Annotated in this window: 22 protein-coding genes and 1 tRNA gene; 9 read left to right on the plus strand and 14 right to left on the minus strand. The window is 54.9% G+C overall.

Annotation, left to right across the window (positions count from 1 at the left end):
• Window positions 1-110 precede the first annotated feature (110 nt).
• From apbE to mgtE, 5 genes are all read left to right on the plus strand, one after another.
• Entirely contained in the window at window positions 111-1,157 is a 1,047-nt protein-coding gene (gene apbE, locus A936_RS16730) for an FAD:protein FMN transferase ApbE (RefSeq protein ID WP_008459852.1), read from the plus strand.
• A 73-nt stretch (window positions 1,158-1,230) separates the two neighbouring features.
• A complete protein-coding gene (gene ada, locus A936_RS16735) occupies window positions 1,231-2,304 on the plus strand; it encodes a bifunctional DNA-binding transcriptional regulator/O6-methylguanine-DNA methyltransferase Ada (RefSeq protein WP_008459853.1) in 1,074 nt (357 codons plus the stop codon).
• A complete protein-coding gene (gene alkB / locus A936_RS16740; RefSeq protein ID WP_008459855.1) occupies window positions 2,304-2,945 on the plus strand; it encodes a DNA oxidative demethylase AlkB in 642 nt (213 codons plus the stop codon). Before ada ends, alkB begins: the two co-directional genes overlap by 1 nt.
• A gap of 83 nt (window positions 2,946-3,028) precedes the next feature.
• Window positions 3,029-4,675 carry a multidrug ABC transporter permease/ATP-binding protein gene (locus A936_RS16745; protein ID WP_008459857.1) on the plus strand — a complete coding sequence of 549 codons (1,647 nt, stop codon included), beginning with the start codon at window positions 3,029-3,031 and terminating at the stop codon, window positions 4,673-4,675.
• Between the two features lie 109 nt (window positions 4,676-4,784).
• On the plus strand, window positions 4,785-6,212 hold the full coding sequence (gene mgtE, locus A936_RS16750; RefSeq protein ID WP_008459859.1) for a magnesium transporter: 1,428 nt from the start codon (window positions 4,785-4,787) through the stop codon (window positions 6,210-6,212).
• Window positions 6,213-6,323: 111 nt separating this feature from the next.
• Here mgtE and A936_RS16755 read toward each other — a convergent pair.
• The 3 genes from A936_RS16755 to A936_RS16765 form a co-directional block, all read right to left on the minus strand.
• Window positions 6,324-6,400, minus strand: a tRNA-Pro gene (locus tag A936_RS16755).
• Between the two features lie 76 nt (window positions 6,401-6,476).
• The gene (gene yejM / locus A936_RS16760; RefSeq protein ID WP_008459861.1) at window positions 6,477-8,240 is read right to left on the minus strand and encodes an LPS biosynthesis-modulating metalloenzyme YejM; all 1,764 of its coding nucleotides are present in this window, start codon (window positions 8,238-8,240) and stop codon (window positions 6,477-6,479) included.
• A 19-nt stretch (window positions 8,241-8,259) separates the two neighbouring features.
• Window positions 8,260-8,487, minus strand: coding sequence for a YejL family protein (locus A936_RS16765; protein ID WP_008459871.1), 228 nt, complete (start codon window positions 8,485-8,487; stop codon window positions 8,260-8,262).
• Window positions 8,488-8,623: 136 nt separating this feature from the next.
• Here A936_RS16765 and yejK point away from each other — a divergent pair, with 136 nt between their 5' ends.
• The gene (gene yejK / locus A936_RS16770; RefSeq protein WP_008459874.1) at window positions 8,624-9,631 is read left to right on the plus strand and encodes a nucleoid-associated protein YejK; all 1,008 of its coding nucleotides are present in this window, start codon (window positions 8,624-8,626) and stop codon (window positions 9,629-9,631) included.
• Window positions 9,632-9,684: 53 nt separating this feature from the next.
• On the opposite strand, the gene A936_RS16775 is transcribed toward yejK, so the two are convergent.
• The 3 genes from A936_RS16775 to radD form a co-directional block, all read right to left on the minus strand.
• On the minus strand, window positions 9,685-10,140 hold the full coding sequence (locus tag A936_RS16775) for a DOPA 4,5-dioxygenase family protein (RefSeq protein WP_008459876.1): 456 nt from the start codon (window positions 10,138-10,140) through the stop codon (window positions 9,685-9,687).
• Window positions 10,141-10,234: 94 nt separating this feature from the next.
• Window positions 10,235-10,519 carry a 50S ribosomal protein L25 gene (rplY, locus tag A936_RS16780; protein WP_008459879.1) on the minus strand — a complete coding sequence of 95 codons (285 nt, stop codon included), beginning with the start codon at window positions 10,517-10,519 and terminating at the stop codon, window positions 10,235-10,237.
• A gap of 127 nt (window positions 10,520-10,646) precedes the next feature.
• Window positions 10,647-12,407 (minus strand): DNA repair helicase RadD, encoded by a 1,761-nt coding sequence (gene radD, locus A936_RS16785; protein WP_008459883.1) that lies wholly within the window; start codon window positions 12,405-12,407, stop codon window positions 10,647-10,649.
• A 198-nt stretch (window positions 12,408-12,605) separates the two neighbouring features.
• Here radD and rsuA point away from each other — a divergent pair, with 198 nt between their 5' ends.
• From rsuA to A936_RS16800, 3 genes are all read left to right on the plus strand, one after another.
• A complete protein-coding gene (gene rsuA / locus A936_RS16790) occupies window positions 12,606-13,307 on the plus strand; it encodes a 16S rRNA pseudouridine(516) synthase RsuA (protein WP_008459884.1) in 702 nt (233 codons plus the stop codon).
• A gap of 15 nt (window positions 13,308-13,322) precedes the next feature.
• On the plus strand, window positions 13,323-14,519 hold the full coding sequence (locus tag A936_RS16795; RefSeq protein ID WP_008459885.1) for a Bcr/CflA family multidrug efflux MFS transporter: 1,197 nt from the start codon (window positions 13,323-13,325) through the stop codon (window positions 14,517-14,519).
• Between the two features lie 336 nt (window positions 14,520-14,855).
• Complete coding sequence (locus A936_RS16800; protein ID WP_008459886.1) at window positions 14,856-15,200, plus strand: YejG family protein; 345 nt, start codon at window positions 14,856-14,858, stop codon at window positions 15,198-15,200.
• A 3-nt stretch (window positions 15,201-15,203) separates the two neighbouring features.
• Here the strand turns inward: A936_RS16800 and yejF are convergent, their stop codons facing one another.
• The 8 genes from yejF to A936_RS16840 all read right to left on the minus strand — a co-directional run bounded on the left by yejF (window position 15,204) and on the right by A936_RS16840 (window position 25,394).
• Entirely contained in the window at window positions 15,204-16,793 is a 1,590-nt protein-coding gene (gene yejF, locus A936_RS16805) for a microcin C ABC transporter ATP-binding protein YejF (RefSeq protein ID WP_008459887.1), read from the minus strand.
• Window positions 16,794-16,795: 2 nt separating this feature from the next.
• Window positions 16,796-17,821 carry a microcin C ABC transporter permease gene (locus A936_RS16810; protein WP_008459888.1) on the minus strand — a complete coding sequence of 342 codons (1,026 nt, stop codon included), beginning with the start codon at window positions 17,819-17,821 and terminating at the stop codon, window positions 16,796-16,798.
• Window positions 17,818-18,915, minus strand: a complete 1,098-nt coding sequence (locus tag A936_RS16815; RefSeq protein WP_008459890.1) for a microcin C ABC transporter permease YejB — start codon at window positions 18,913-18,915, stop codon at window positions 17,818-17,820. The genes A936_RS16810 and A936_RS16815 overlap by 4 nt, the downstream gene beginning before the upstream one ends.
• A gap of 1 nt (window position 18,916) precedes the next feature.
• Complete coding sequence (locus A936_RS16820) at window positions 18,917-20,716, minus strand: extracellular solute-binding protein (protein WP_442892741.1); 1,800 nt, start codon at window positions 20,714-20,716, stop codon at window positions 18,917-18,919.
• A gap of 131 nt (window positions 20,717-20,847) precedes the next feature.
• The gene (gene pdeN / locus A936_RS16825; protein WP_034809628.1) at window positions 20,848-22,428 is read right to left on the minus strand and encodes a cyclic di-3',5'-guanosine monophosphate phosphodiesterase PdeN; all 1,581 of its coding nucleotides are present in this window, start codon (window positions 22,426-22,428) and stop codon (window positions 20,848-20,850) included.
• 251 nt (window positions 22,429-22,679) lie between these two features.
• Window positions 22,680-23,246 (minus strand): bifunctional murein DD-endopeptidase/murein LD-carboxypeptidase, encoded by a 567-nt coding sequence (mepS, locus tag A936_RS16830; protein ID WP_034809631.1) that lies wholly within the window; start codon window positions 23,244-23,246, stop codon window positions 22,680-22,682.
• 420 nt (window positions 23,247-23,666) lie between these two features.
• The gene (locus A936_RS16835; protein ID WP_008459899.1) at window positions 23,667-24,371 is read right to left on the minus strand and encodes a phosphatase PAP2 family protein; all 705 of its coding nucleotides are present in this window, start codon (window positions 24,369-24,371) and stop codon (window positions 23,667-23,669) included.
• A 45-nt stretch (window positions 24,372-24,416) separates the two neighbouring features.
• Window positions 24,417-25,394, minus strand: a complete 978-nt coding sequence (locus tag A936_RS16840; RefSeq protein ID WP_008459909.1) for a CobW family GTP-binding protein — start codon at window positions 25,392-25,394, stop codon at window positions 24,417-24,419.
• Window positions 25,395-25,441: the final 47 nt, after the last annotated feature.

Consider the following 25,441-nt stretch of genomic DNA (forward strand, 5'->3'; position numbering starts at 1 on the left):
GCGCCGCAAGGCGCCTTTTTTATGTCTCAAACCTCAATGGCTCGCCGCTTGCTCCCTCTCCCGGCCTCTTTTGCTGTACCCTTACGCTCCCGAAACTGGAGACTGACACCATGGATTCACGCATTATTCGTCACGGCTGGCTTGCCGTCGCTCTTTTCGCTCTCTCAGGCTGCGATAACGCTCAGCCTGACGCCACAAAGGCCATGGTGCTTGAGGGGAAAACCATGGGAACTTACTGGCGCGTGAGCCTGGCGGACGTTGATGATGCACAGCAAGCCTCGCTGAAGAGAAAAATTCAGGATCAGCTCGATGCCGACGATCGGCTAATGTCCACCTGGAAAAAAGACTCGGCGCTTTCCCTTTTTAACCAGTCCGCCAGCACTGAACCGTATCCGGTGAGTGAGGCGATGAGTGATATTGTCACGATGTCGCTGCGCATCGGTGCGAAAACCGATGGGGCGATGGACATTACAGTCGGGCCTTTGGTCAATCTGTGGGGCTTCGGGCCCGATAAACAGCCGCTGCACACGCCGAATCAGGCACAGATTGATGCCGCCAAAGCCTTAACCGGTTTGCAGCACCTGAAGGTGGTGAATGCTGCCGGTAAGCAATGGCTGCAAAAAGATCTTCCCGGCCTGTATGTCGATCTGTCGACCATCGGGGAGGGTTACGCCGCCGACCATCTGGCCCGCCTGATGGAGCAAAATGGCATTAGCCGCTATCTTGTTTCTGTCGGAGGCGCGGTCACCACTCGCGGCACTAATCCGGCGGGAAAAGCCTGGCGGGTGGCTATTCAGAAACCGACCGATCGGGAGAATGCCGTGCAGGCAATGGTGGATATCAACGGCCACGGGATCAGTACCTCAGGCAGTTACCGCAACTATTACGAGCTGGACGGCAAGCGTATTTCCCACATCATTAACCCGCAGACCGGGCGGCCTATTGAACATAAATTAGTTTCCGCTACCGTCATTGCACCAACGGCGATGGAAGCCGATGGCTGGGACACGGGGTTGATGGTCTTAGGAGAAGAAAAAGCCAAACAGGTTGCGGAGAAAGAAGGCCTGGCCGTTTACCTTATCAGCAAAGAAGGGGACGGATTCCGGAGCTGGATGTCACCTCAGTTCAAAACCTTCTTGCTTGACGAAAAAAATTAAAAAGCAAGAACCCGAGTTTTTCATCCGGCCTGTGCTGCCATGATGGTATCGTTAAATTAAGCATGAGGTCGCGATGATGAAGCAGACAAACGGGTATATTACAGAGCAGCAGCGCTGGCAGGCGGTGGAACAGCGCGACACGCAGGCCGACGGGCAATTCGTTTTTGCCGTCAAAACCACCGGTATTTTCTGCCGGCCTTCCTGCAGCGCTCGCCGTCCGCTACGTGAAAATACCGCTTTCTACGCCACACCCGAAGCGGCGCTAGAAGCCGGGTTTCGCGCCTGCAAGCGCTGTCAGCCGGATAAGCTTGCCCCTGAGCGCCAGCGAGTGGCGCGCATTGAAGAAGCTTGCCGGATTATTGAATCCAGCGAAGTACCGCTGACACTGGATGAGCTAGCCGGGCGGGTCGCCATGAGCAGCTTTCATTTCCACCGCCTCTTTAAAAGTGTCACGGGCCTGACGCCAAACGCATGGCAAAAAGCGCATCGCGCTCGTCGTTTACGTGCTGGCCTGGCACAAGGGAAAGGGGTGACAAACGCCATTTTTGATGCGGGTTTTCAGTCAGGGAGCGCGTATTACCATCAGGCGGATGCTGCGTTGGGCATGACGGCAAGCCAGTATCGTAAAGGTGGTGCCCGTGCTCATGTCCAATTTGTAGTTGGCACCTGCCAACTGGGGGAATTCCTGGTGGCGGAAAGCGAGCGCGGTATTTGTGCAATCCTGTTGGGTGAGAACGCCGAAACGCTTATCGGTGAGCTGGAAACTGAATTTCCTTCGTCACAACTTACTCCGGGCGATGAGGCATTCGCTTCACGCGTGGCACAGGTCATTGGTTTTATCGAATCGCCTACTGCTGAGTTTTCGCTGCCGCTGGACATTCGCGGGACGGCATTTCAGCAACAGGTATGGCAGGCGTTACGATCCGTTCCGCCAGGAACTACCGTTAGCTATAGCGAACTGGCGGAACGTATCGGTAAACCTGCTGCCGTGCGGGCGGTGGCCGGAGCCTGCGCGGCTAATACGCTTGCAGTCGCCATTCCCTGCCACAGGGTGATCCGCAGCGACGGTGGTTTGTCCGGCTATCGCTGGGGCGTGGAGCGCAAGCGTCAGCTGCTGGAAAACGAAACGAGAAGGCAGAAAGAATAATGCTGGATTTGTTTGCTGATGAATCTCCGTGGGAAGAGCCGCTTGCCGAGGGCGCGACAATTCTGCGGCGCTTTGCCCGGGAAGAGGCCGCCGCGCTGCTGGCCGGTGTTGGGCAGGTTTCTCAGCAGGCGCCTTTCCGCCATATGGTGACGCCTGGCGGCTACACCATGTCGGTGGCTATGACCAACTGCGGCGCATTAGGCTGGAGCACCAATCAGAATGGTTACCTCTATTCGCCACAGGATCCGCTGACCGGGCAGGGCTGGCCATTGATTCCGGAAGTATTTCTGTCCATTTGCCACCGAGCCTCGCGCGCGGCGGGTTATCTGGATTTTGAACCCGATGCCTGCCTGATCAACCGCTATGCCGCAGGCACCAAACTCTCTCTTCATCAGGATAAAGACGAGCCTAATTTGCGCCAGCCCATTGTTTCGGTTTCGCTTGGCTTGCCTGCCATATTTCAGTTTGGTGGCCTGCAGCGCGGAGACCCTTTGCAACGTATCATGCTGGAGCATGGTGACGTTGTGGTATGGGGGGGCGCGTCACGGCTTTTTTATCACGGTATTCTGCCGCTCAAACCCGGTTTTCATCCTCTCACCGACCAATTCCGCTACAACCTGACCTTTCGCCGTGCCTCGTAAGGCGAATAAAAATAAGAATTATTCTTGATGTGGGCGGCGAGCCGTTTAAACTGCTCGCTGTTTTATTTTGCCGGTAGGGAATTATGGAGCTACTTCGTGTGGTTTATCGCCAGTATCGCTGGCCTTTTGTAATGGTCATGGCGTTAAGCCTGGCCAGTGCGGCGCTAGGCATTGGCCTGATTGCGTTCATTAACCAGCGTCTGATTGAGACACCCGATCTTACCTTCGCGGTTCTGCCAGAGTTCATGGGATTACTCTTGTTGCTGATGGCCGTGACGCTGGGTTCGCAGCTGGCGTTAACCACCCTTGGACACCATTTTGTTTTTCGTCTGCGTAGCGAGTTTATCAAGCGCCTGATGGACACCGACGTAGAGCGCGTCGAGCAGTTGGGCAGTGCTGCGCTGTTGGCGGGGCTAACCAGCGACGTGCGCAACATTACGATTGCCTTTGTTCGCCTGCCGGAACTGGTGCAAGGCATTATTCTGGCTATCGGTTCCGCCGCTTACCTTGCCTGGCTGTCACCTAAAATGCTGGGCGTGACCACCGTATGGCTGGTTATCACCATTGTGGGCGGTTATCTGCTGGTGGCGCGGGTATACAAACACATGGCCCAGCTTCGTGAAATTGAAGACCAGCTTTATCACGATTATCAAACCGTTATCGAAGGGCGTAAGGAACTGGCCCTGAACCGCGAACGTGCGGAGCGGATGTACGAAGACACCTACACGCCTCACGCTGCCGATTATCGAAACAATATTATCCGCGCAGATACCTACCACCTTAGCGCCGTGAACTGGTCCAACATTATGATGCTGGGTGCGATTGGGCTGGTGTTTTATATGGCTAATAGCCTGGGCTGGTCCGACACCAACGTAGCGGCAACCTTTTCTTTAACGTTGCTATTTTTGCGTACGCCACTCCTTTCCGCCGTCGGGGCGTTACCGACGCTGCTGAGCGCCCAGGTTGCCTTCAATAAGCTGAATAAGTTCCAGCTCGCCCCGTACGATGCTGCGTTCCCCCGTTCGAAGGCCGCCGGGAACTGGCAGCAGATTGAAATGCGCGATGTAGTGTTTCAATACGGGGATAATAGCTTTAGCGTTGGCCCGCTGAACCTCACTATCAAGCGCGGGGAACTGCTGTTTCTGATTGGCGGTAACGGCAGCGGAAAATCGACCCTGGCGATGTTGCTGACAGGACTTTATCAGCCGGTCAGCGGGGCGATTTATCTTGATGGCCAGCGCGTTGAGGCCCGGACGCAGGATGACTACCGTCGGCTATTCTCAGCGGTATTCACCGACGTTTGGCTGTTTGACCGCCTTCTGGGGGCACAGGGTAAACCGGCTAATTCTGAGCTGGTAAACAGCTGGCTCGAGCGGCTGAAAATGAGCAGTAAGCTAGAGCTGGACAACGGCACCATTCTCAACCTCAAGCTTTCGAAGGGGCAGCGCAAGCGCGTGGCGCTGCTGCTGGCGATAGCGGAAGAGCGAGATATCATCCTGCTCGACGAATGGGCCGCAGACCAGGATCCTCATTTCCGGCGTGAATTCTACCAGGTATTGCTGCCGTTAATGCAGCAAATGGGGAAAACGGTCTTTGCCATCAGCCATGACGATCACTACTTTATTCACGCTGACCGGCTTCTGGAAATGCGCCAGGGCCAACTCAGCGATCTGACCGGCGACGAGCGGGCACAAGCTTCACGCGATGCCGTGGCAAGAACGGGTCATTGAGTCAGCGCCACCTAAACAAAGTAAAAAAACCAGCCAATTAAGGCTGGTTTTTTGTTTTCTTCATCCCGTCAGGCTATAAACTAACTCGTCGTTTCCAGGGAATTATTTTATGACCGCCACTCAGAAGTACAGCACCAAAGAGCGTGACCAGGACAGGGCACGTATTCTGCAAATTCTGTTGACCAACAAAGCCGTCGCCAGCGGTATTCTGGCCAAAGAACCTTTCGCTGAAACACAGAGCGCCGAGCAGGATATCGCCGAGATAGTGACGCTGGTTGAGCGATTGCCCGCGCCGGATCTCGCCGATGTCCTGGAAGCCTTGCCAACGGAAGAGCGCTTAGCGCTATGGAGCCTCGTCACCGAAGACCGACGCGGTAGCGTGCTGGTTGAGGCTTCAGAGACGGTCTGGGATGACCTGATTGAAGATATGAGCGATAAAGCGCTGCTTAATGCGCTGCGCCCGCTGGATATCGACGATCAGATCTATCTGGCGCAGTACCTTCCTCGCGATCTGGTCGGGCGTTTGCTGGCCACGCTGCCGCAGAATGAGCGCACGCAAGTTCGCCAGATCCTGCATTATGACAAGCACAGCGTTGGCGCAATCATGGATTTTGAAGTGATCACCGTGCGCCCAGATGTCACGCTTGCCGTTGTGCAGCGCTACCTTCGTATTCGCGGCAAAGTGCCGCAGAACACCGACAAACTGTTTGTCACCAGCCGGGACAAAACGCTGTTGGGTGAGCTGGACCTCACCGCGATTCTACTGCATTCGCCGCAAACGCCGGTGCTGAAGGTGATGGACGACAACCCCACCTGCTTCGCGCCGGAAGATCATGACGAGCAGGCCGCGCGTACCTTTGAACGCGATGACTTGATCAGCGCCGCAGTGGTTGACAGTACCGGCAAGCTGATGGGGCGCTTAACGGTGGATGAGATTGTTGACGTGGTGTACGAGGAAACCGACAACGACCTGCGCCGCATGGGCGGCCTGAGCACCGAAGAGGATGTCTTTGCACCCGTCAGCAAAGCCGTGCGCACCCGCTGGGCCTGGCTTGCCATTAACCTTTGTACGGCGTTTGTGGCCTCACGCGTGATTGGATTATTTGAACATACCATTTCGCAACTAGTGGCTCTGGCATCGCTGATGCCGATCGTGGCGGGCATCGGTGGTAACACAGGTAACCAGACGATCACCATGATTGTGCGTGCGCTGGCGTTGCAGCATATTCAGGCCGGAAACATCTCCTTCCTGATGCTGCGTGAGCTGGGCGTCGCGTTGATCAACGGGCTGGTCTGGGGGGGCGTGATGGGGGGCATCACCTGGCTGTTGTACAACGACGCGGCGATGGGCGGCGTGATGACGCTGGCGATGATCCTGAATCTTCTGGTCGCGGCGCTGATGGGCGTCGTGATTCCAATGACGATGACCAAACTGGGCAAAGATCCTGCCGTCGGCTCAAGCGTGATGATCACCGCCATTACCGATACCGGCGGATTCTTTATCTTCCTGGGGCTGGCTACGCTGTTTCTGTTGTAAGTGTAAAACACCGCACAAAGCCGCCAGTTCAGGCGGCTTTTCTTTTGGCTGTTCAGGCAAAATCCAGGCACAAAAAAACCAGCCATAAGAGGCTGGTTTTCAATGTTTATTTGGTCGGCACGAGAGGATTTGAACCTCCGACCCCCGACACCCCATGACGGTGCGCTACCAGGCTGCGCTACGTGCCGACGCAGAAGAATCATAGTACACTTTTCCGCGTTGATTGCAAGGGAATACGCAGCTAACTGTCTTATAAATAAACAATTAGTTGGCGATGAAGCGCTTCTCGTCAGTCAGCACCTGCAGCAGCAAATCAAGCTGCGGCTTGGTTTCATTGATCCGTTTACCCTGCAGATCGTACATCCGATAGTTGCCGTTGTTATTCAGCACCAGCGTCATCTCGGGCGTTGTCACGGCCAGGGTTTGATTGTCGGCACCAATCACCCAATTGTTACGGCGCGTCGCGGCAAATAAATCCTCCCCCTGAGAGTACTCATTGGCCGCCGTTTTAACGTGCAGCAGACGCTGCATCAGGGTGGTCATCACGTCCTGATGATCGGTCAGTTTGGTGATGGTCTGCGCAGGTGTGCCCGGCCAGTGAATCACTAGCGGCACCTGAATCCGCGCACGTGACCAGGCGAAAGAGTCACGCTGGTCGCCGAGCGGAATCCCGTGGCCTGCGGTAATGATAACCACCGTGTTTTGCAGCTTGCCTGCCGCTTCCAGCGCATCCAGTACGCGTTTAATTTGCTCATCAACATTACCGGCTGCGCGGGAATAGCGCTGCTCAAAGCCCTGTTGATTTCCGTTGTCGTCGATGCTGGTGCCGTTAAAGGCGACCCAGGAGAACCAGCGATTGTCCTCGGAAGCATACTGGTTAAGCCAACTGATCCACTGTGTTGCCGTCTGGCCGTCGGTCTGGTTTTTGGCCGGGCGCAACGAGAAATCAGACAGCAGGGCCTGGCGGTACATCGCCGAGTTAAAGCCGTCGGATGCAAACAGGCCAAGCTGGTAGCCCTGCTGATTTAAACCCGTAATCAGTGCGGCAGGGGTGCGGTTTGACAGCACACCGTCCATATAAGCCGGGGAGATACCGTAGAACAGGCCGAACATGCCGCTATCGGTGTTATTCCCGGAACTCATGTGCTGAGTAAAGCGGATATTATCGTGGGCAAATGCCTTCAGCGCCGGCATATCTTTGCTCATGCTTGCGGCATTCAGCCCGTCAACGGTAATCAGCAGCACATTGTTACCAAGACCCATATCGCGGAATTGCAGATTACTCAGCGGATACTGGACCGACAGCGCTGCCGGGCTACCTTGCTCCACCAGCCTGCGCTGGTATTCCTTGGCATCCAGCAGGCCGTGTTTTTCAAGGAAACGACGGGCGGTCATTGGGTATGAGAGCGGCAGATTAGCCCGCTGCATGGTAATCGGGCGATAGAAGTTAGCATCCGCCCAGATGTACATCAGGTGGCTACTAAAGAAAGAAATAAAGAACAGAATCACTAAAGGACGCGCGTATTGCCGACGACGCCCGAGGCTGCGCAGTTTTTGCCAGCTCCATGTCGCAAACAGCATCTCAATAAGCAAAATCACCGGCACGCTGATAAACATCAGCTGCCAGTCACGGGCCATCTCCCCCTGGTCAGGGTTAATCACCAGTTCCCAGACGGTGGGATTCAGGTGGAGGTGGAAACGCGTGAAAACTTCGCTGTCTATCAGCAGTAACGTCATGCCCGCCGTGGCCAGGGCCGCGCTGATAAAGCGCAGCAGGCGCTGCGACATGACGATAAACGTCAGCGGAAAGATAAGCAGTAAATAGGCGGCAAACACCAAAAAACTGAAGTGCCCAACAACGCTCACGTACGAATAAATTCGCCCCGTAAGCGTCGTTGGCCAGTCGGCGATAAACAGATAGCGGCTACCCAGCAGCATGGCCAGCAGGATATTAAACAGGGCGAACCAGTGCCCCCAACTGACCATTTGGGAAACTTTTTCGCGGTAGCGCTGACGGTTAGTCACCATAACTTGTTACGATAGTTCCTTAGTGGGCTTTATCTTCGCTCACCGAAGCTTGAAGCGCCTCAGCAAAGGAGCGAGCCAAAGGACGACGCTGAGCGGACGCCACGTCGGTGTTTATCAGATTGGTGACCATATTTCCCAATACCATCAGGGAAAGATCGGTAGGCGCGTGGTGTTTTTCCAGCACGGCTGCCAGTTCGGTCAGCATCGCTTCAACTTGTTCGTCACTGTAGCGGGATGTTTGTGGCATAAATTAAAAATCATTCGTATTCGGGAAAGGGCATTATCTTACCGTAGCAGGGACGATTTTTCCGCTTTTTTATCACGACTTGCGTCCCGGGAGCGGCAGTGGTTGAATACCGCCCGGTCTTAAAGGAGAGTTTAACATGAGTCTGGATATCAACCAGATTGCCCTGCATCAATTGATTAAGCGCGATGAGCAGACGCTGGACGTCGTGCTGCGCGACTCGCTGCTGGCAACTGACGGTGCCGTCGAAGAGATGATGGCGGAACTGCATCGCGTATATAGCGCTAAAAATAAAGCTTACGGCCTGTTCAGCGAAGAGAGCGAACTGGCCGAAGCGCTGCGCCTGCAGCGAAATGGCGATGAGGATTTTCTTGCCTTTACCCGTGCGGCGACCGGTCGTCTTCGCGATGAGCTGGCAAAATACCCGTTTGCCGACGGCGGTATCGTGCTGTTCTGCCATTATCGATATTTGGCGGTCGAATACCTGCTGGTGGCGGTGTTGAACAATCTGAGCAGCATGCGCGTTAACGAAGAGCTGGATATCAGCGCGACTCACTATCTCGATATCAACCATGCGGATATCGTGGCGCGTATTGATTTGACCGAGTGGGAAACCAACCCGGAATCTACCCGCTACCTGACCTTCCTGAAGGGCAGAGTGGGGCGCAAAGTGGCCGATTTCTTTATGGATTTCCTGGGCGCCAGCGAAGGGTTGAACGCCAAAGCGCAGAACAAAGGTCTGCTGCAGGCGCTGGACGACTTCACGAACGAAGCTCAGCTGGACAAAAACGAACGCCAGGCCGCACGCCAGCAGGTTTACGCTTACTGCAACGAACAGCTTCAGGCGGGGGAAGAGATTGAACTTTCTTCGCTGGCGGATGAGCTGCCGTGGGCGGTTGATGACAAAAACTTCCAGCAGTTCACCGCCGAAAAAGGCTATGAGCTGGAAGAGAGCTTCCCGGCGGATCGCGGCACGCTGCGGCAGCTGACCAAATACGCTGGCAGCGGCGGTGGGCTGACGATTAACTTCGATGCCATGCTGCTGGGGGAGCGTATTTTCTGGGATCCGGCAACCGACACCCTAACCATTAAAGGGACGCCGCCGAATCTGCGCGATCAGCTTCAACGCCGTTCCTCTGGTAAATAACCTGCCAACACGGCCCGCCTGTTTTTAGCCGGGCCGTATCATCCTGCTGATGCTTAAGGCGACATCGTCGGGGCAGTATTCGGGATGTAGTCTGGCTCCGGTCCTCCGTTTTCAGGCAGTTGCTGCAAATGGCGGATCTCCAGCTTTTGCCCCATCCAGACGGCGTGATCGGTATGATCGGCCCTGGGTTGCCCGGTGTTGGGATGCAGCAGTACGGTTAACCCGCAGCGGTTCAGCATCAACCACGGCGCAAATCGCGCAAACGCCTCCGGCATAAAAGCAACCTGATACATTGGCAGCGCATGAGGGCCAACGGGCACATCGTGCCAGCGCCCCAGCAGGACTGAAAAACGCAGCGCAATCTCTGCCCGAATCCGTTCCGCAATCAGCCTTTGTTCAGGCGTCTCGAAATAGATATGGGCGTGGTAGCTTTGTATCGTCCTGATAGCCTGGATATCCTTCTCTACGGCGGGTACCCGCGATGCACCCGCAGGGATTTTTTCAACCATGGAATTTGTCTCTTTTGGCCAGGCGTGGCGTCGGAAATGCTTATATAACAAAAAACCCCGCCGAAGCGGGGTTTTTTTCGAACTTAACTCGCGATTAAGCGCGAACGAAGTCGATGTGAGTCAGTTTTGGCTTGAACGGGTGACGCTGCACAGCCTGAACTTTCACTTTTACTTCTTTACCGTCGATAGACAGGGTCAGAACTTCTTCGTAGAAACCAGGTTTAGCCTGCTGGTTCATTACGGCGTCGTGATCCAGTTCGATGGATACAGGAGCTTCCGCGCCACCGTAAACGATAGCTGGGAATTTGTTTGCTGCACGCAGGCGGCGGCTCGCACCCTTGCCATGCTCTTTACGTTCTACTGCATTGATAGTAAACATTGACTGTTTCTCTTTAAATAAGCCTGCTACAGGCGACCCAGCAGCAGGTAAAGTTTTCTGCTTTGCGGATGCAAAAGCGGGCGGCATTATAGCCGTATCCGGCTCTGTCGGCAATGAAAAGTACCCGTTAGCCGCGTAATTCGTTGGCCCGGCGGAAGCGCCCCTGGTAGTCAAAAACCTTTTCACGGACGTTCCAGAACTGGCCATTTTTACGGGCTACCACAAAATCTGGATGGCGTAGCAGCGGCTGCTGAGCCACAACATCCGCGACGGTGATCCAGCGTAACGGCACGCCGGGCGCGCGCGAGTGCGGGCGGATAAACAACTGTTCGAACGCCATGCGCTGGGCCGGCGTCTGGAGACGGAAGCGCTCGCTGACGTCTGCGCCATCTTCGTCGTAATAGGTGATTTTAAGCCAATCGCCTTTAGCGTCTCCGCCGGACTGAAGCGTCATGCCGCTGCAGCGCAGCACCAGGGCATCTTTCAGCTTCAGCGCCGCTTTAAGCATATCGTCCGGGTCGACCAGGACGTGGTCACACTGATGGCAGCGGCGGGCGGCGATATCGTTTTCAGCATTGCAGTTTGGGCAGTTTTTGAAGCGGAAGCGGTAATCGCACTGCTCGCGCAGGCCGTCATCGTCTTCAAACCAGCCCTGACAGCGGCGGCCAAAGTGTTCAATCACCTTGCCATCAGCGGTGGTTTTTCCCCAGAAGGTATTGGCAAACCCGCAGGCAGGGCAAAAAACCTGCACCGGCACGTTGTCGCTTCTCCCTTTGGCGTGGCCCACTTCGGGCGTGAATAAATCGTGTGGGTTTCCGGCATAGTCGAGAATCAAACAGTCTTTTTTCCCCGGAGAGAGACGCAGGCCGCGACCAACAATTTGTTGGTAAAGGCTCACGGACTCGGTAGGGCGCAGAATGGCTATCAGATCCACGTGCGGCGCGTCAAAGCCGGTGGTCAGTACCGCCACGTTCACCAAAAAGCGGAACTGCTGATTTTTAAAAGCGTCGATGAGCTTGTCGCGCGCAGGGCCTGGCGTGTCGGCTGTGATCAGGGCTGCATCGTTTGCGGGCAAGAGGGCGGTTATCTCTTTCGCGTGCTCTACCGTGGCGGCAAAGATCATCACGCCGCGTCGGTCTGCGGCAAATTCAACGATCTGGCTAATGATATGCGGCGTGATGCGTTTTTGTTGTTTCAGCTCGCGGTTCAGATCCGCTTCGCTGAACAGCCCGTTGGACTGCGCCTGCAGACGGCTAAAATCGTACTGCACCACCGGCATATCCAGCCGTTCCGGCGGCGTCAGGTAACCATGCTTAATCATATAGCGCAGCGGGAGCTCGTAAATGCAGTCGCGAAACAGCGCCTTTTCATCGCCGCGAACCATGCCGTGGTAATGAAACTGATAAATCCAGCCTTTGCCGAGGCGGAAGGGCGTGGCGGTCAGCCCCAATAGCCGCAGCCGGGGATTGTTGCCGCGCAGATGCGCCAGAATTTGCTGATACTGGCTTTCGTCACTGTCGCCGATGCGGTGGCACTCATCGACAATCAGCAGGGAAAACTCACCGTGGAAATGCTCGAGGTTGCGGGCCACGGACTGAACGCTGCCGAACACGACTTTGCCCTGGCTTTCCTTGCGCTGCAGGCCAGCGGCGAAAATATCTGCCTCCAGCCCGAGAGAGACATACTTCGCATGGTTTTGCGCCACAAGCTCTTTCACATGAGCCAGCACCAGCACGCGCCCGCGCGCCACTTTTGCAAGCTCCGCAATCACCAGGCTTTTGCCCGCACCGGTGGGCAACACGATGACGGCAGGTTCAGGATGCTTGCGGAAGTAGCTGAGGGTGGCATCCACCGCTTCTTGCTGGTAAGGACGAAGAGTAAAAGACATGGCCGAGCGGTTTTTCAACCTTGTTATCAAATGACTGCAACGATTATGCCATAAAGCACCGTTTTACCTTGAGAGAGTTTTTGATGTCGCTATACTGGCAAACTAATTATCAGGCAAACCAATTTCCACCTGAATGTGGGCTCCAGCCCCTGCCGCACGCTCACTTGTCGGCACCTTCATGAAACAGGCAATACACTAATGCGACTCGACAAATTTATCTCTCAGCAGCTCGGCATCAGCCGTGCTATTTCTGGCCGTGAAATCCGTGCTAACCGCGTCACCATTGACGGTGAAGTTGTGCGCGACGCCTCTTTTAAACTGCTGCCGGAACATCAGGTCGCGTTTGACGGTAATTCACTGACCCAGCAGCACGGCCCGCGCTACTTCATGCTGAACAAGCCGCAGGGGTACGTCTGTTCTACCGACGATCCCGATCACCCAACGGTGCTTTACTTCCTCGACGAGCCGGTGGCGCACAAGTTACATGCTGCAGGTCGTCTGGATATTGACACCACCGGCCTGGTACTGATGACGGACGACGGCCAGTGGTCACACCGCATTACCTCTCCACGCCATCACTGCGAGAAAACCTATCTGGTGACGCTGGAATCACCGGTTGAAGAAGGCACGGCGGAACACTTCGCCAAAGGCGTTCAACTGCATAATGAGAAAGACCTCACCAAACCTGCCGTGCTGGAAGTGATTACGCCGACGGAAGTGCGTCTGACCATCAGCGAAGGCCGTTACCATCAGGTAAAACGCATGTTTGCCGCCGTGGGCAATCATGTGGTTGGCCTGCACCGTGAGCGCATTGGCGGCATCGCCCTGGATGCTGAACTGGCGCCGGGGGAGTACCGCCCGTTAACCGAACAGGAAATTGCCAGCGTCGGCATGCCCTAATCACCGGAGTCACTTTTGAGCCGTAAACAGAACTCTTCTGTCGGTATTATCGTAATCCTTGGCCTGCTGGCGATGCTGATGCCGCTGTCCATTGATATGTATTTACCGGCGCTGCCGATGATAGCCCAGGGCTTTAATGTCCCGGCGGGCAGCGCACAAATGACCCTCAGTACCTATATTCTGGGCTTTGCCATCGGGCAGATCTTCTACGGGCCGATGGCCGATAGCCTTGGGCGCAAGCCGGTGGTACTGGGCGGCACTCTGGTGTTCGCGCTGGCGGCAATTGCTTGTGCGCTTTCACAGACTATCGATCAGCTAATTTGGATGCGTTTTCTGCACGGCCTCGCGGCCGCGGCGGCGAGCGTGGTGATCAACGCCCTGATGCGCGATATCTATCCGAAGGAAGAGTTCTCCCGGATGATGTCCTTCGTGATGCTGATTACCACTATTGCGCCGCTGGTGGCGCCAATGATCGGGGGAGCTGTGCTGGTGTGGTACAGCTGGCACACGATCTTCTGGATTCTGGCCGCCGCCGCGCTGCTTGCATCGGCGATGATTTTCTTCTTTATTCACGAAACGCTCGCCCCAGAAATGCGGCAGAAGTTTAATCTGCGCACCACGGCGGGCAATTTCGCCACGCTTTTCCGCCATAAGCGGGTGCTGAGCTATATGCTGGCCAGCGGCTTCAGCTTTGCCGGGATGTTCTCGTTCCTCAGCGCCGGGCCGTTCGTCTACATCGAATTAAACCATGTATCACCGCAGCACTTTGGCTACTACTTTGCGCTGAACGTTGTGTTTCTGTTCTTCATGACCATGATCAACAGCCGCTTTGTGCGTCGGGTTGGGGCGATCAACATGTTCCGTACCGGGCTATGCATTCAGTTTGCCATGGCGGTATGGCTGGTGGTCAGTAGCCAGCTGGGTTTTGGCTTCTGGGCGATGGTGCTTGGCGTGGCGGTGTTTATCAGCTGCGTGTCGCTGGTGTCATCCAATGCGATGGCGGTCATTCTGGATGAATTCCCGCATATGGCCGGCACGGCGTCTTCGCTGGCCGGAACATTCCGCTTTGGCATTGGCGCGTTAACCGGGGCGCTGCTCTCGGTGGCCACCTTTAACACCGCGTGGCCGATGATCTGGTCCATCGCTATTTGTGCGACGGCCTCCGTGCTGTTCTACTTCTACGCCAGCAAAGCCCGCCACTCGAAAGCCTGAAAACTGCGGGCGTTTCTGTTCAGAAACGCCCGTACTCTTCCCGAAAATTCCCGTATAATCTCTGTTGATATAGGATATATGTTTCGCATATGTAAAAGGCTCAACTGTAAAAAGTCACAACTTTGTAGTTAAAAAGGTTGAGTTAGATCTCAGAAAGCGATACATATAGCGCCGAAACGCGTGCCATAGCACAAAAATAAAGCGTTAGTTTTGAAATCTCTACATGAGATGTGAGCCGTTTTAATGCTCGTTTAAACGCAATTTATCAACATTGTGTTAACCTTTGTGTAAAGAGTTTGAGATAAATTGCCGATTGGAACTTCCGGGGAAATGAAATTGAACACCATACAACTGTCCATCGTGCATCGTCTGCCGCAGAGCTACCGCTGGTTGACGGGTTTTGCAGGCTCCAGAGTTGAACCGATTCCGCAAAATGCGCAACAGGATGACGATTGCCTGATTGGCCTGAAGCTGCTTAGCCCGGACGGGGAAAAGGCGTGGCCAATCATGGATACGCTCAGCCAGGCATTAAGCGATATTGAAGTGGACAGCTCCGTCGTGGAGTGTGAAGGCGAGCCGTGCCTGTTCGTTAACCTGCAGGACGAGCTGGCGGCAACCTGTCGCCTGAAAAACGTGGGCGTTGCTATCGCTGAATCTTTTTCCAGCCATAACCCTTTCTGAATCTCAGGCGAGCGCCAGAAGCTGACGCGTGTAGTCGCTTTGTGGGGCGCTAAAGATCTGCCTGCAGTCTCCCTGTTCGACCACTTCTCCCTGACGCAGTACCACCATCTGATGGCAAAGTGCTTTCACTACCTGTAAATCATGGCTGATGAAGATATAAGCCAGGCGGTGTTTTTCCTGCAGAGATTTTAGCAGCGTCAGAATCTGAGCCTGAACCGAGCGATCGAGCGAAGAGGTCGGTTCATCCAACACGATAAGCCGCGGCTGCAAAATCAACGCTCTGGCGATAGCGATGCGCTGGCGCTGGCCACCGGAAAACTCAGCCGGGTAGCGGTGGAGCATATCCGCCTGCAGCCCGACCTCTTCCAGCGCCTGAACCACTTTGGCCTTACGTTCTGCGGCGTTTAACGCCGGATGATGCACCCGCAGGCCTTCCTCTACAATTTGCAGCACATCCAGGCGTGGATTCAGTGCCGAATTAGGATCCTGGAACACCACCTGCACTTGGCGGCGCAGCGGCAGCAGCTGCTTACGGTTGAGCTGGTGGAGCGGCTGGCCGTCAAACCAAATAGTGCCCGTGGAATGAATCAATCGCAGCAGCGCCAGGCCGGTGGTGCTTTTGCCCGATCCTGATTCCCCAACCAGCCCGAGGCTTTCCCCTGGCCGCAGTTCAAAGCTAAGATTTTTAAGCCCGTAGTGGTGTCCCACCGTTCTTTTCAGCAGGCCCCGGCGAATGGGAAACGCAACCTGCAGATCCTCAACTTTGAGCAGGGGAATAACGTCTGCTGCCAGCGGCACCGGGTCGCCGGACGGTTCAGCGTTCAGCAGCTGCTGGGTATAGGGATGCTGTGGATGACTGAACAGATCGGTGGTGGGCTGTTGCTCCACGCATTTGCCGTGACGCATCACCGCCACGTTGTCCGCCAGCTTTTTCACGATACTCAGGTTGTGGGTGATAAACAGCAGGCCCATATTCAGTTCCTGCTTCAGCTCTTGCAGCAGCTGCAGGATCTGCGCCTGAACCGAAACATCCAGCGCCGTCGTCGGCTCATCGGCAATCAGCAATTCAGGGCGAGTCAGCAGCGCCATCGCAATCATTACGCGCTGGCGTTCGCCGCCGGACAGCAGGTGAGGGTAGTCCTGGAGTCGGGTTGCAGGGTTGCGAATACCCACGCGATCGAGGCAGGTGAGGATCTCCGCGCGAGCAGGTTCAGGCCGCATTCCTCGGTGCAGGGAGAGGACTTCATACAGCTGCTTTTCGAGGGTGTGCAAAGGATTCAGCGACACCATCGGTTCCTGAAATATCATTGCGATTTTGTTGCCGCGCACGCCACGCAGCGTCTTTTCCGGTGCGTTTAGCAGGTCTTTGCCGTGAAACAAAATGTCCCCTGAGGGATAAACCACCGGCGGAGACGGCAGCAGGCGCAGCACGGAGAGCGCCGTCACGCTCTTGCCTGAGCCAGACTCGCCGACCAGCGCAAGGGTTTCACCCGCTTCCACCTGAAGCGAAACCGAGTCCACCACCTGCCGCAGGTTTCTGCCCTGCTGGAAAGCAATAGAAAGATCGTTGATAGCGAGAAGCGGAGTGGTCATGGTCAGCGCGCCTTAGCCGGATCAAAGGCGTCACGAACCGCTTCGCCAATAAAAATTAACAGGGAGAGTAAAATGGCCAGAGATAAGAACGCGGAGATGCCCAGCCATGGAGCCTGAAGGTTGTTTTTGCCCTGTAACACCAGTTCCCCCAGAGAGGGCGACCCCAGCGGCAGACCAAAACCGAGGAAATCCAGCGAGGTTAATGTCGTTATCGACGCACACAGAATGAACGGCAGGAAGGTCAGGGTAGCCACCATGGCGTTGGGCAGCATATGCCGGGTCATGATTGACCAGTCGCTGACGCCCATGGCTCGTGCCGCGCGGATGTAGTCGAAGTTGCGGGTGCGCAAAAACTCTGCCCGCACAACGCTCACCAGCCCCATCCAGCCAAACAGGACGGTAATACCCAGCAGCCACCAAAAATTGGGCTGCACCACGCTGGAGAGCATGATGATCAAAAACAGCGTCGGCATGCCGGACCAGACTTCAATCAACCGTTGCCCCCACAGATCAATGCGTCCGCCGTAATAGCCCTGTACCGCCCCGGCCAGCACGCCAATGATGCTGGAGAAAAAGGTCAGTAATAGACCGAAGAGCACGGAAATGCGCGTGCCGTAGAGGATCCTCGCCAGCACATCGCTGCCGTTGGCGTCGGTGCCAAGCCAGTTTTGTGCACTGGGCGGGGAAGGAAAAGGGACATTGCTGGCGTAGTTGATTGTGTTGCTGCTAAAGCGGATCGGCGCCCAGAGGATCCAACCTTTTTCATTCAGGCGTTCCGTTAGCCAGGGATCCTGGTAGTCCGCAGGGGTTGAGAGCGGGCCGCCAAAATCACTTTCGCTGTAGTTTTTCAGCGCCGGGAACCAGAGCTTGCCCTCGTAGTTCACCACCAGCGGGCACTCATTGGCGACCAGCTCTGCGCCCATGCTCAGGACAAAAATCAGCGCAAAGATCCACAGCGACCAGTAGCCGCGACGGTTCTGACGAAAGCGCGCCCAGCGCGCCTGGTTTACCGGGCTTAATCGGCTCATCCGCGTCCCTCAAAATCGATACGGGGGTCGACCAGCGTGTAGGTGACATCGCTGATGATGTTGGTCAGCAGGCCAATCAGACTAAAAATATAAAGGGTGCCGAAAATTACCGGGTAGTCGCGGGAAATTGTGGCTTCGTAGCCCAACAGGCCCAGCCCGTTAAGGGAGAACATCACCTCAATCAGCAGCGAGCCGGTGAAGAACATGCTAATAAACGTCGCCGGGAAACCGGCAATCACCAGCAGCATCGCGTTACGAAAGACGTGGCGATACAGAATTTTTTTCTCATCCAGCCCTTTGGCTCGCGCCGTCACCACGTATTGCTTGCGAATTTCATCGAGAAAGGAGTTTTTCGTCAGCATGGTTAACGTGGCAAAGCCGCCGATAACCGTCGCCAGCACCGGCAGCGTGATGTGCCACAGATAGTCAGTGATTTTGCTGTACCAGGGCAGGGCGTCAAAATTGGCCGACGTTAGTCCTCGCAGCGGGAACCAGTCGAGATAAGTCCCGCCGGCAAACAGCACAATCATCAGGATGGCAAACAAAAAAGCCGGAATGGCGTAGCCGATAATGATGAAAATGCTGCTCCAGATATCAAAGCTGCTGCCATTGCTGACCGCCTTACGGATCCCCAGCGGAATCGACACCAGATAAATAATCAGCGTGCTCCATAGTCCGATGGAAATGGAAACGGGGAGGCTGTCTTTTATCAGCTTAATCACCGAGGAGCTACGGAACAGGCTGTTGCCAAAGTCGAAACGCAAGTAGTCGCCGAGCATAGTGAAATAGCGCTCGTGTAGCGGTTTGTCGAACCCGTAGCGATGCACAATATCGGCAATGACTTCCGGGTCAAGGCCGCGGCCCCCACGATACTGGCTGCTGGTGGCGTCACCCACGCCCGTTCGGGCATGACCGCTGCCCATAGCGTCGTTGCTCATGCCTGGCATGCCGGTTGTGTGGCCCATTTGTATGGCGGCAATGGCCTGATCCACCGGCCCACCAGGGGCAATCTGCACGATGAAAAAGTTGATGGTGATTATTGCCCACAGCGTGGGAATGATAAGCAGCAAACGCCGCAGAATATAAGCGCCCACGTTATTCCCCCTGACGCCGGTCGGCAGGCAGCTTCGCCGCTTTGTTGACGTCATACCACCAGTTATCAAACCCGGTGCTGTAGAGCGGATGAATGGCGGGGCGGGAGAACTTATTCCACCAGGCCAGGCGGTCGGCCGACATATACCACATCGGCAGCATGTAGTTGTTCCAGGTCAGCACGCGGTCAAGGGCACGGCCCAGCGGCAGCAGTTTTTTCTTGTCGCCCTGGTTGGCGATAATCATCTCAATGAGCTTGTCGACCACCGGGCTTTGTACCCCCGGCGCGTTATAGCTGGAATTGATGTACTCCGAGGCCCAGATAATTTGCAAATCCGGGCTTGGGTAAGGCATTGCGCGGTATAAACTTGGCATCATGTCGTAGTCGCGGCTGCGCAGGCGGCTTGAAAGCTGCGAGTTATCGACCTGGCGGATATTCATGGTGATGCCCAGGCGTTGCAAATTGCGCTGGAAAGGGAGGATCCATTGCGTGTTGCCGGCCGTGCCGGTCAGCAGTTCGAACACAAACGGCTGGCCGGTGCTGACATTCACCAGCTTCTGGTCTTTTAACGCCCAGCCCGCGTCTTTAAGCAGGCTGAGCGCCTTGAGCAGATTTTCCCGGTCAAACCCGCGTCCGTCTGATTTCGGCGGGTTATAGATTGAGGTGAAGACCTCCGGCGGGAGATCCTTTTTCATCGGCGCCAGCAGCATCAGTTCGTCGGCGTCCGGGTAACCGCGAGCGGCGTATTCCGTATTCTGGAAATAGCTGTTGGCCCGGCTGTATGCGCCATAAAACAGCGCCTTGTTCATCCATTCGAAATCAAAGGCCAGGCCGATGGCTTCCCTTACCCGGCGGTCGCTGAAAAGGGGGCGCTGGATGTTAAACGCCAGCCAGCGGGTGTCCTGGGCGGATTCGTTTTTCTGCTCATCCTTGACGATGTAATGGTTGCTGAAGTTTTTCCCGATGTAGCGCGTGGCCCAGTTTTTGGCTGAGACTTCAGTACGATAATCAAATGCCCCGGCCTTGAACGCCTCAAAAGCCACGTCATCATCGAGATAATAGTCGTAGCGGATGGTATTAAAGTTCCAGCGCCCGCGGTTTACCGGCAGGTTTGCCGCCCAGTAATCCCGCACTCGCGAATAGGTAATGTATTGCCCCATTTTCCAGTCGGTGATTTTATAGGGCCCGCTGGAAAGCGGTGGGGTAGAGAGCGGGTCGCTCAGCTTATGATCCTTCCAGAACTTCTCCGGGAACACCGGGAGCGAAAACAGGCCCAGCATCCGGTCTTTGCTTGGTGTGGCAAGCTCAATACGCACGGTGAGCGGCGCAATGGCGCGTACCGTTGCCCCTTTGTAAATCAGGCGGAACTGCGGCACGCCTTCCGTCATGAATTTATTGAAGGTGAAGGCGACATCCTCGGCGGTAATCGGACTGCCGTCCTGAAAGCGGGCGCGCGGGTTAATGGACACTTCCGCCCAGGCAAAGTTGGACGGGTAGCGGGCCATCTCGGCAATCAAAGGATAATAGCTGCCGGGTTCGTCATCGGAAGTGGTGAACAGGGTGTCATACAGCGTGTCGGTGCGAACGCCCGGATTACCCCGCATGGCAAAACGGTTGAAGTTATCAAAAGTGCCAATGGCCGAGAGCGTGATATTGCCGCCCTTGGGTGCTGCGGGATTGACGTAATCAAACTGCGTGAAGTTGACGGCATATTTAGGTTCGCCCAGGACGGCAAAAGAGTAGCTTTCGTTTATCTCTGCGGCGCGTGGCGTAAGGGAAAAGGTGCTCAGGCAAAGCAGCATCAGTGCACGTACAGCTTTTGTCATCTTCATTCCTTGCCCGGTGGGTGGGAAAGCGCAGGCGTCACGCTCCGCGCCCGGTAAACCCATGATGGTTAATCATAAGTTAGCCAGTGAAGATTGCGCAATGCCTGTCAGTCTTTCAATTCGTCATAAAGCGTGTGGGAAGGATTCCAACTGACAAGCTGGCTTAAGGTCAGAGGGCGGCTGAAGTAATACCCCTGCAGGAAGTTACAGCCGCGTTCGATAAGCCATTTCGCCTGCTCCGGCGTTTCTACCCCTTCCGCTACCGTGTTCATATTCAGGCGCTGAGCCAGCGTCAGCACGGCGTCCAGCACCGGCGCGGTCACCGTTTCCATACCGATAGAGTTGACGAAGCCGCGGTCAATTTTCAGATAATCCAGAGTAAAACGCTCGAGGTAAATCAGGGCGCTGTGGCCGGTGCCGAAGTCATCCACCGCAATTTCAAATCCCTGCTCGTGCAGCCAGGCGAAAATGCCCATCGCCTCTTTTTCTTTCAACATGTCGCGTTCGGTTATCTCAAACACTAACTGGAAATGGTGCGGCGGCAGTGACGCGGCGAAGGCCTGGATGTCCTGCTTAAACGTCGGGGAGTGAAGGTGGCTTGGGGCGAGGTTCACGCCGAGCTTGGCCCCGGCGGGCAGAACTTTTTGCAGCGTTGGCGCGTCCCGGGCAATCAATTCAAACAAATGGCGCGTGAGTGGCACAATCAACTGCTGAGCTTCGGCAAAGCCGATAAACGCATCCGGGGGGATCATACCCGCCGTTGGGTGCTCCCAGCGCATCAGCACCTCTATGCCACGCATCTGCAGAGCCTGTGAGTCGACCACGGGCTGGTAAACAACAAAAAATTGCCCCCGCTTGATGCCGGTAAGAATTTCTTTCCCCGCCCGTACCTTGACCGACAGAAAGTAACCGCACAGCGCGACGCTCAGCAGGCCGGATAATAGCCCGGCCAGAATGGCCAGTTGAATATCCTCCAGCGGCCACGGTGTACCATAAATGTAGAGTTTAATCGGGTAACCATTAAGGACTGAGATTCTGGTGGGCGAGGGGGGAAGCTCATCGGTATTTATCACGTCCGGTGAATAGGATGTGAGAGCCTTGTTGCCCACCACCAGGGCCATGGAGCTGATGTCCTGCTGACGGGAGGTGAAAACCAGGTAGGGCGTAAGATTGACGTTTAGGGTGGTAAAAACGCCGCGCCCCGAGGCCAGCGGGTTAAGAAACCAGGCGGCAATCACCGGCTTGCCCGGCATCATTGGCGTGCCGTTCATAATCGCCAGGTCGACGGTTTTATTGATATTGATCTCGGGTTCCAGCGCATCCATCGACATTTCCATGTTGCCGGTGGCGGAAGAACAGTAGGCAATGCCGTTACGCACCAGCAAAAAGGCTCGTACGTTAGGATTAAAAGCCGCACGTGAAGTCAGTTCGCCGCTGACCCTTTCACACTCGTTCATGGTTAAAGGCTGGATACCCTCGGCGGTGGCGTGAAGTTCTTTAAAAAAGGTATCCAGGTAGTTACTGATGTCGTGAGAGAGGAGGTTATAGGCGGACTCACGCTTTGAATGGAGCGCCAGGCTGGTTAGCCCACCGATAAATAATGCGGCAAATAATCCCATTAGCAGGCTAAACGCGACTATCTGCTTTGGGGTGCTAAAGTAGCGTGAAAAAATATTTCTATAAGACATGGAATTATGAGTCCCGCAGGGGCAAGCGAATCATCGTTTGTTTTGTGCTTTTTTCTGACTATAACCCATAACCAGGAAATTGTTTAACTTGTTTCACAGGGTAACTATTTCATCTTTCAATTTTAAGAGGAAAGAGTAACCGTCTGAATTTTAGGCATAAAAAAACGCTGCATTGGCAGCGTTTTTAACGTTGGTGGTTTTGCTGAGTAGCCAAGGGAATAACTCTCAACAAAACATATCTTGTGGCGGCGTTAGCTGCGGCTTAGCACCCGGCGCGCTTCGTTGTAACGCTTCTTCCAGTAAGGCTCGTCCATGCTGGAGATCACAACACCGCTGCTGGTGGAAGCATGTACAAATTGGTTATTGCCAATGTAGATGCCTACGTGACGACCAGTTGAGCCTGCACGGAACAGCACTAAATCACCGGTGCGTAACTTGTTACGCGAGACAGATTTACCGGACTCCTGCTGCTCAGACGTTGAGCGAGGCAGGGTTAAACCAAACTGTTCCTGGAAAGTGCGCTGCACGAAGGCAGAACAATCAATACCAGCTCTGCTGCTGCCGCCAAGACGGTAGCGTACACCTTTCCAGCTCGCGTATTGATCCATAATGCGTGACTTCACGTCAACATTACGAACCATCTCTTCGAATTCATCCTGAGAGGCTTGCAGTAAAAAACCATCTTTTTCACCGACTGCATGCGTCTCAGAATGCATATTTGCTGTGTTAGTCGAACTACAGGCGGAAAGCATAACTGCCACCGCAATCGCGGGTATCGCCCGCAAGATGTATCTCAAAATAGGCTGAGATTTGACCATTTTGTTTGTTTTCCCTTGATGTCCTTAACGAATAATTCGTTATACAAAAATACCAACGTGACGAGACTAATTACCTAAAAGCCACGAGACAATTATTCATGCACAAAAATGTGGAACATCGCACACTTTTATTCACAGCACAAATAGATCAGCCGTAGAGCAAACTTTCCCGAGACTACCCGATAAAACCAGGCTATGCGAGCGTTTTTATTCTTATTTTTATAAGAAATTGTGATGATTCGTCGCGAAAGGTTATTTCGAACAAATGATCGGCAATGCTGCTGATTTTATCGTCAGGTCATTCAAATTGAAGCGGATTTTGTATGAGTAAATATTCATCTGGTTGTCATGATGCTGAAAAAATAAACAGAGGCCCGGGTGGGCCTCTGTTCGGTGACTATCTTCATCACTTATTAACCGTCAGCGGGACGCTTTATATTTTCCCGGAACAGTGCGGTTCAGTATAGAAATTAACCGGTCGCTGACTGGGGTTAATAGCACCCAGGGCAGGCCAACCAGAGCAATAGAGACTGACCCGACGTAGACATCGGTAAACCAGTGCGCGCCTATCATTATTCTTGGCGAAGAGAAGATAAAGAAGATCGCGAGGGCAATAAGAAACGCTCGTGGGCCGAAATAACGCAGCATAAAACCGGTGAAGATAAGCAGCATCAGGCCGTGATCGCCAGGGAAGCTATCGCTCGAGGCGTCTTTCGTCGGGAAGTGCAGCAGTTCGCTGACGCGATGAATGTCTTTAAAGTACAGCGTAGGGCTGGCGTGCACCACCGGGATAAGGTGGCCGAGCTGGTTGATGACCACGGCGCACAGCAGCATCACTACGCCCATCAGCACCAGGCGGCGGCGGCCAGCGGCGTCTTCATGCAGCCAGAACCAGGAAAACAGCGCGCCCATCGCCAGCAGCGAAATGCCGTCGAAGGCCCGGTTATTGGTGATGGCAATCAGCGTTAAAAAGGTATGGCTCTTAACCAATTCATTATTAAAGAAATGGAACAGCGTGGCGTCAATGTTGAACCAAAATCCATGGTTCTCTGGCAGGTACCAGCTAAAGAATAGGGCAATGCCCAGGACGTTCAGCAGCAGGAGAAGAGGGAGGCGATTAATCATGATACAGCTTCTAAATCTCATTCTGGGTGCGCGAAGGTAGACGCGCTAACTTAAACGTAAGCTCAACAGGCTGGCTTGCAGAACGTTCCAGTCGGGCTGAGCCGGGTGAATCAATTCGATGCGGCTGTCCAGCGGCGGCGAGGGTTGCGTTTCAATATGCAGGTCGTTGCCCTGGCGGTTGATACGTACCAGGCCTTCGGGAATACGCAACACGCCTTTGACTCGCTCAACCGGGGCAAGACGCGCCCACTCCAACAGGCCAATGGTGTCGAACACGGTTTCTTCATCGAAAATCCAGCCACAGGCGTAATAACCCTGCCCACTGTTCACGCTCCGGCGCCAGCGCTGATGCCCCGGCAGGCTCAGCGCAGCAAGACCATGAGGAACCGATTGGGCATGCTGGTGCTCAGAGCTTTGCGGCAGCTCGCGTTGGTTCTGTCTTGGTTTGTCGAGGAGCGCAATGCTGACGGCTCCTTTTTCTACGTGCATAAGTTCGCGGCTGTCGCCATTGTTTTGATACCAGCGCGCTAAAGCGGCCTGGCTTTCCGGCGTGGCGCGATCTTGCTTGTTGGCTACAATGATGTCCGCCGCCGCAAGCTGATCGCGGAAGTTGCCATTATTCAGGGCTTTTTCATCCAGAAGCTGGCGCGAGTCGAGCAGGCAAAGCGTGGCCCGCAGGTCAATCCACGGCTGATATACGTCGGCGGTGAGCATGTTCAGGATTTGTTTTGGGTGGCCAAGGCCGGTAGGTTCAATCAGCAGGCGGTCGGGCTTGCCCTGGCGCAGCAGCGTATTGAGGCCGACCTGCATCGGCAGGCCGTTAACGCAGCACATACAGCCGCCAGGGATCTCTTTCAGCAGCGCGCCGCTATCTGCCAGCAGGGCGCCATCAATCCCCACTTCGCCAAATTCATTGACCAGCACCGCCCATTTTTCATCGGCGGGCTTGTTGGCCAGTAAATGCAAAATGGTGGTGGTTTTACCGCTGCCCAGAAAGCCGGTAATTAAATTCGTTTTTGTCACGGTGACTCCGGGGGTTTACTGCCTGCAAACCACGTCAATCTATCAGT

It is taken from the genome of Enterobacter sp. Ag1 (assembly GCA_000277545.1).
Classification (GTDB): Bacteria; Pseudomonadota; Gammaproteobacteria; order Enterobacterales; family Enterobacteriaceae; genus Cedecea.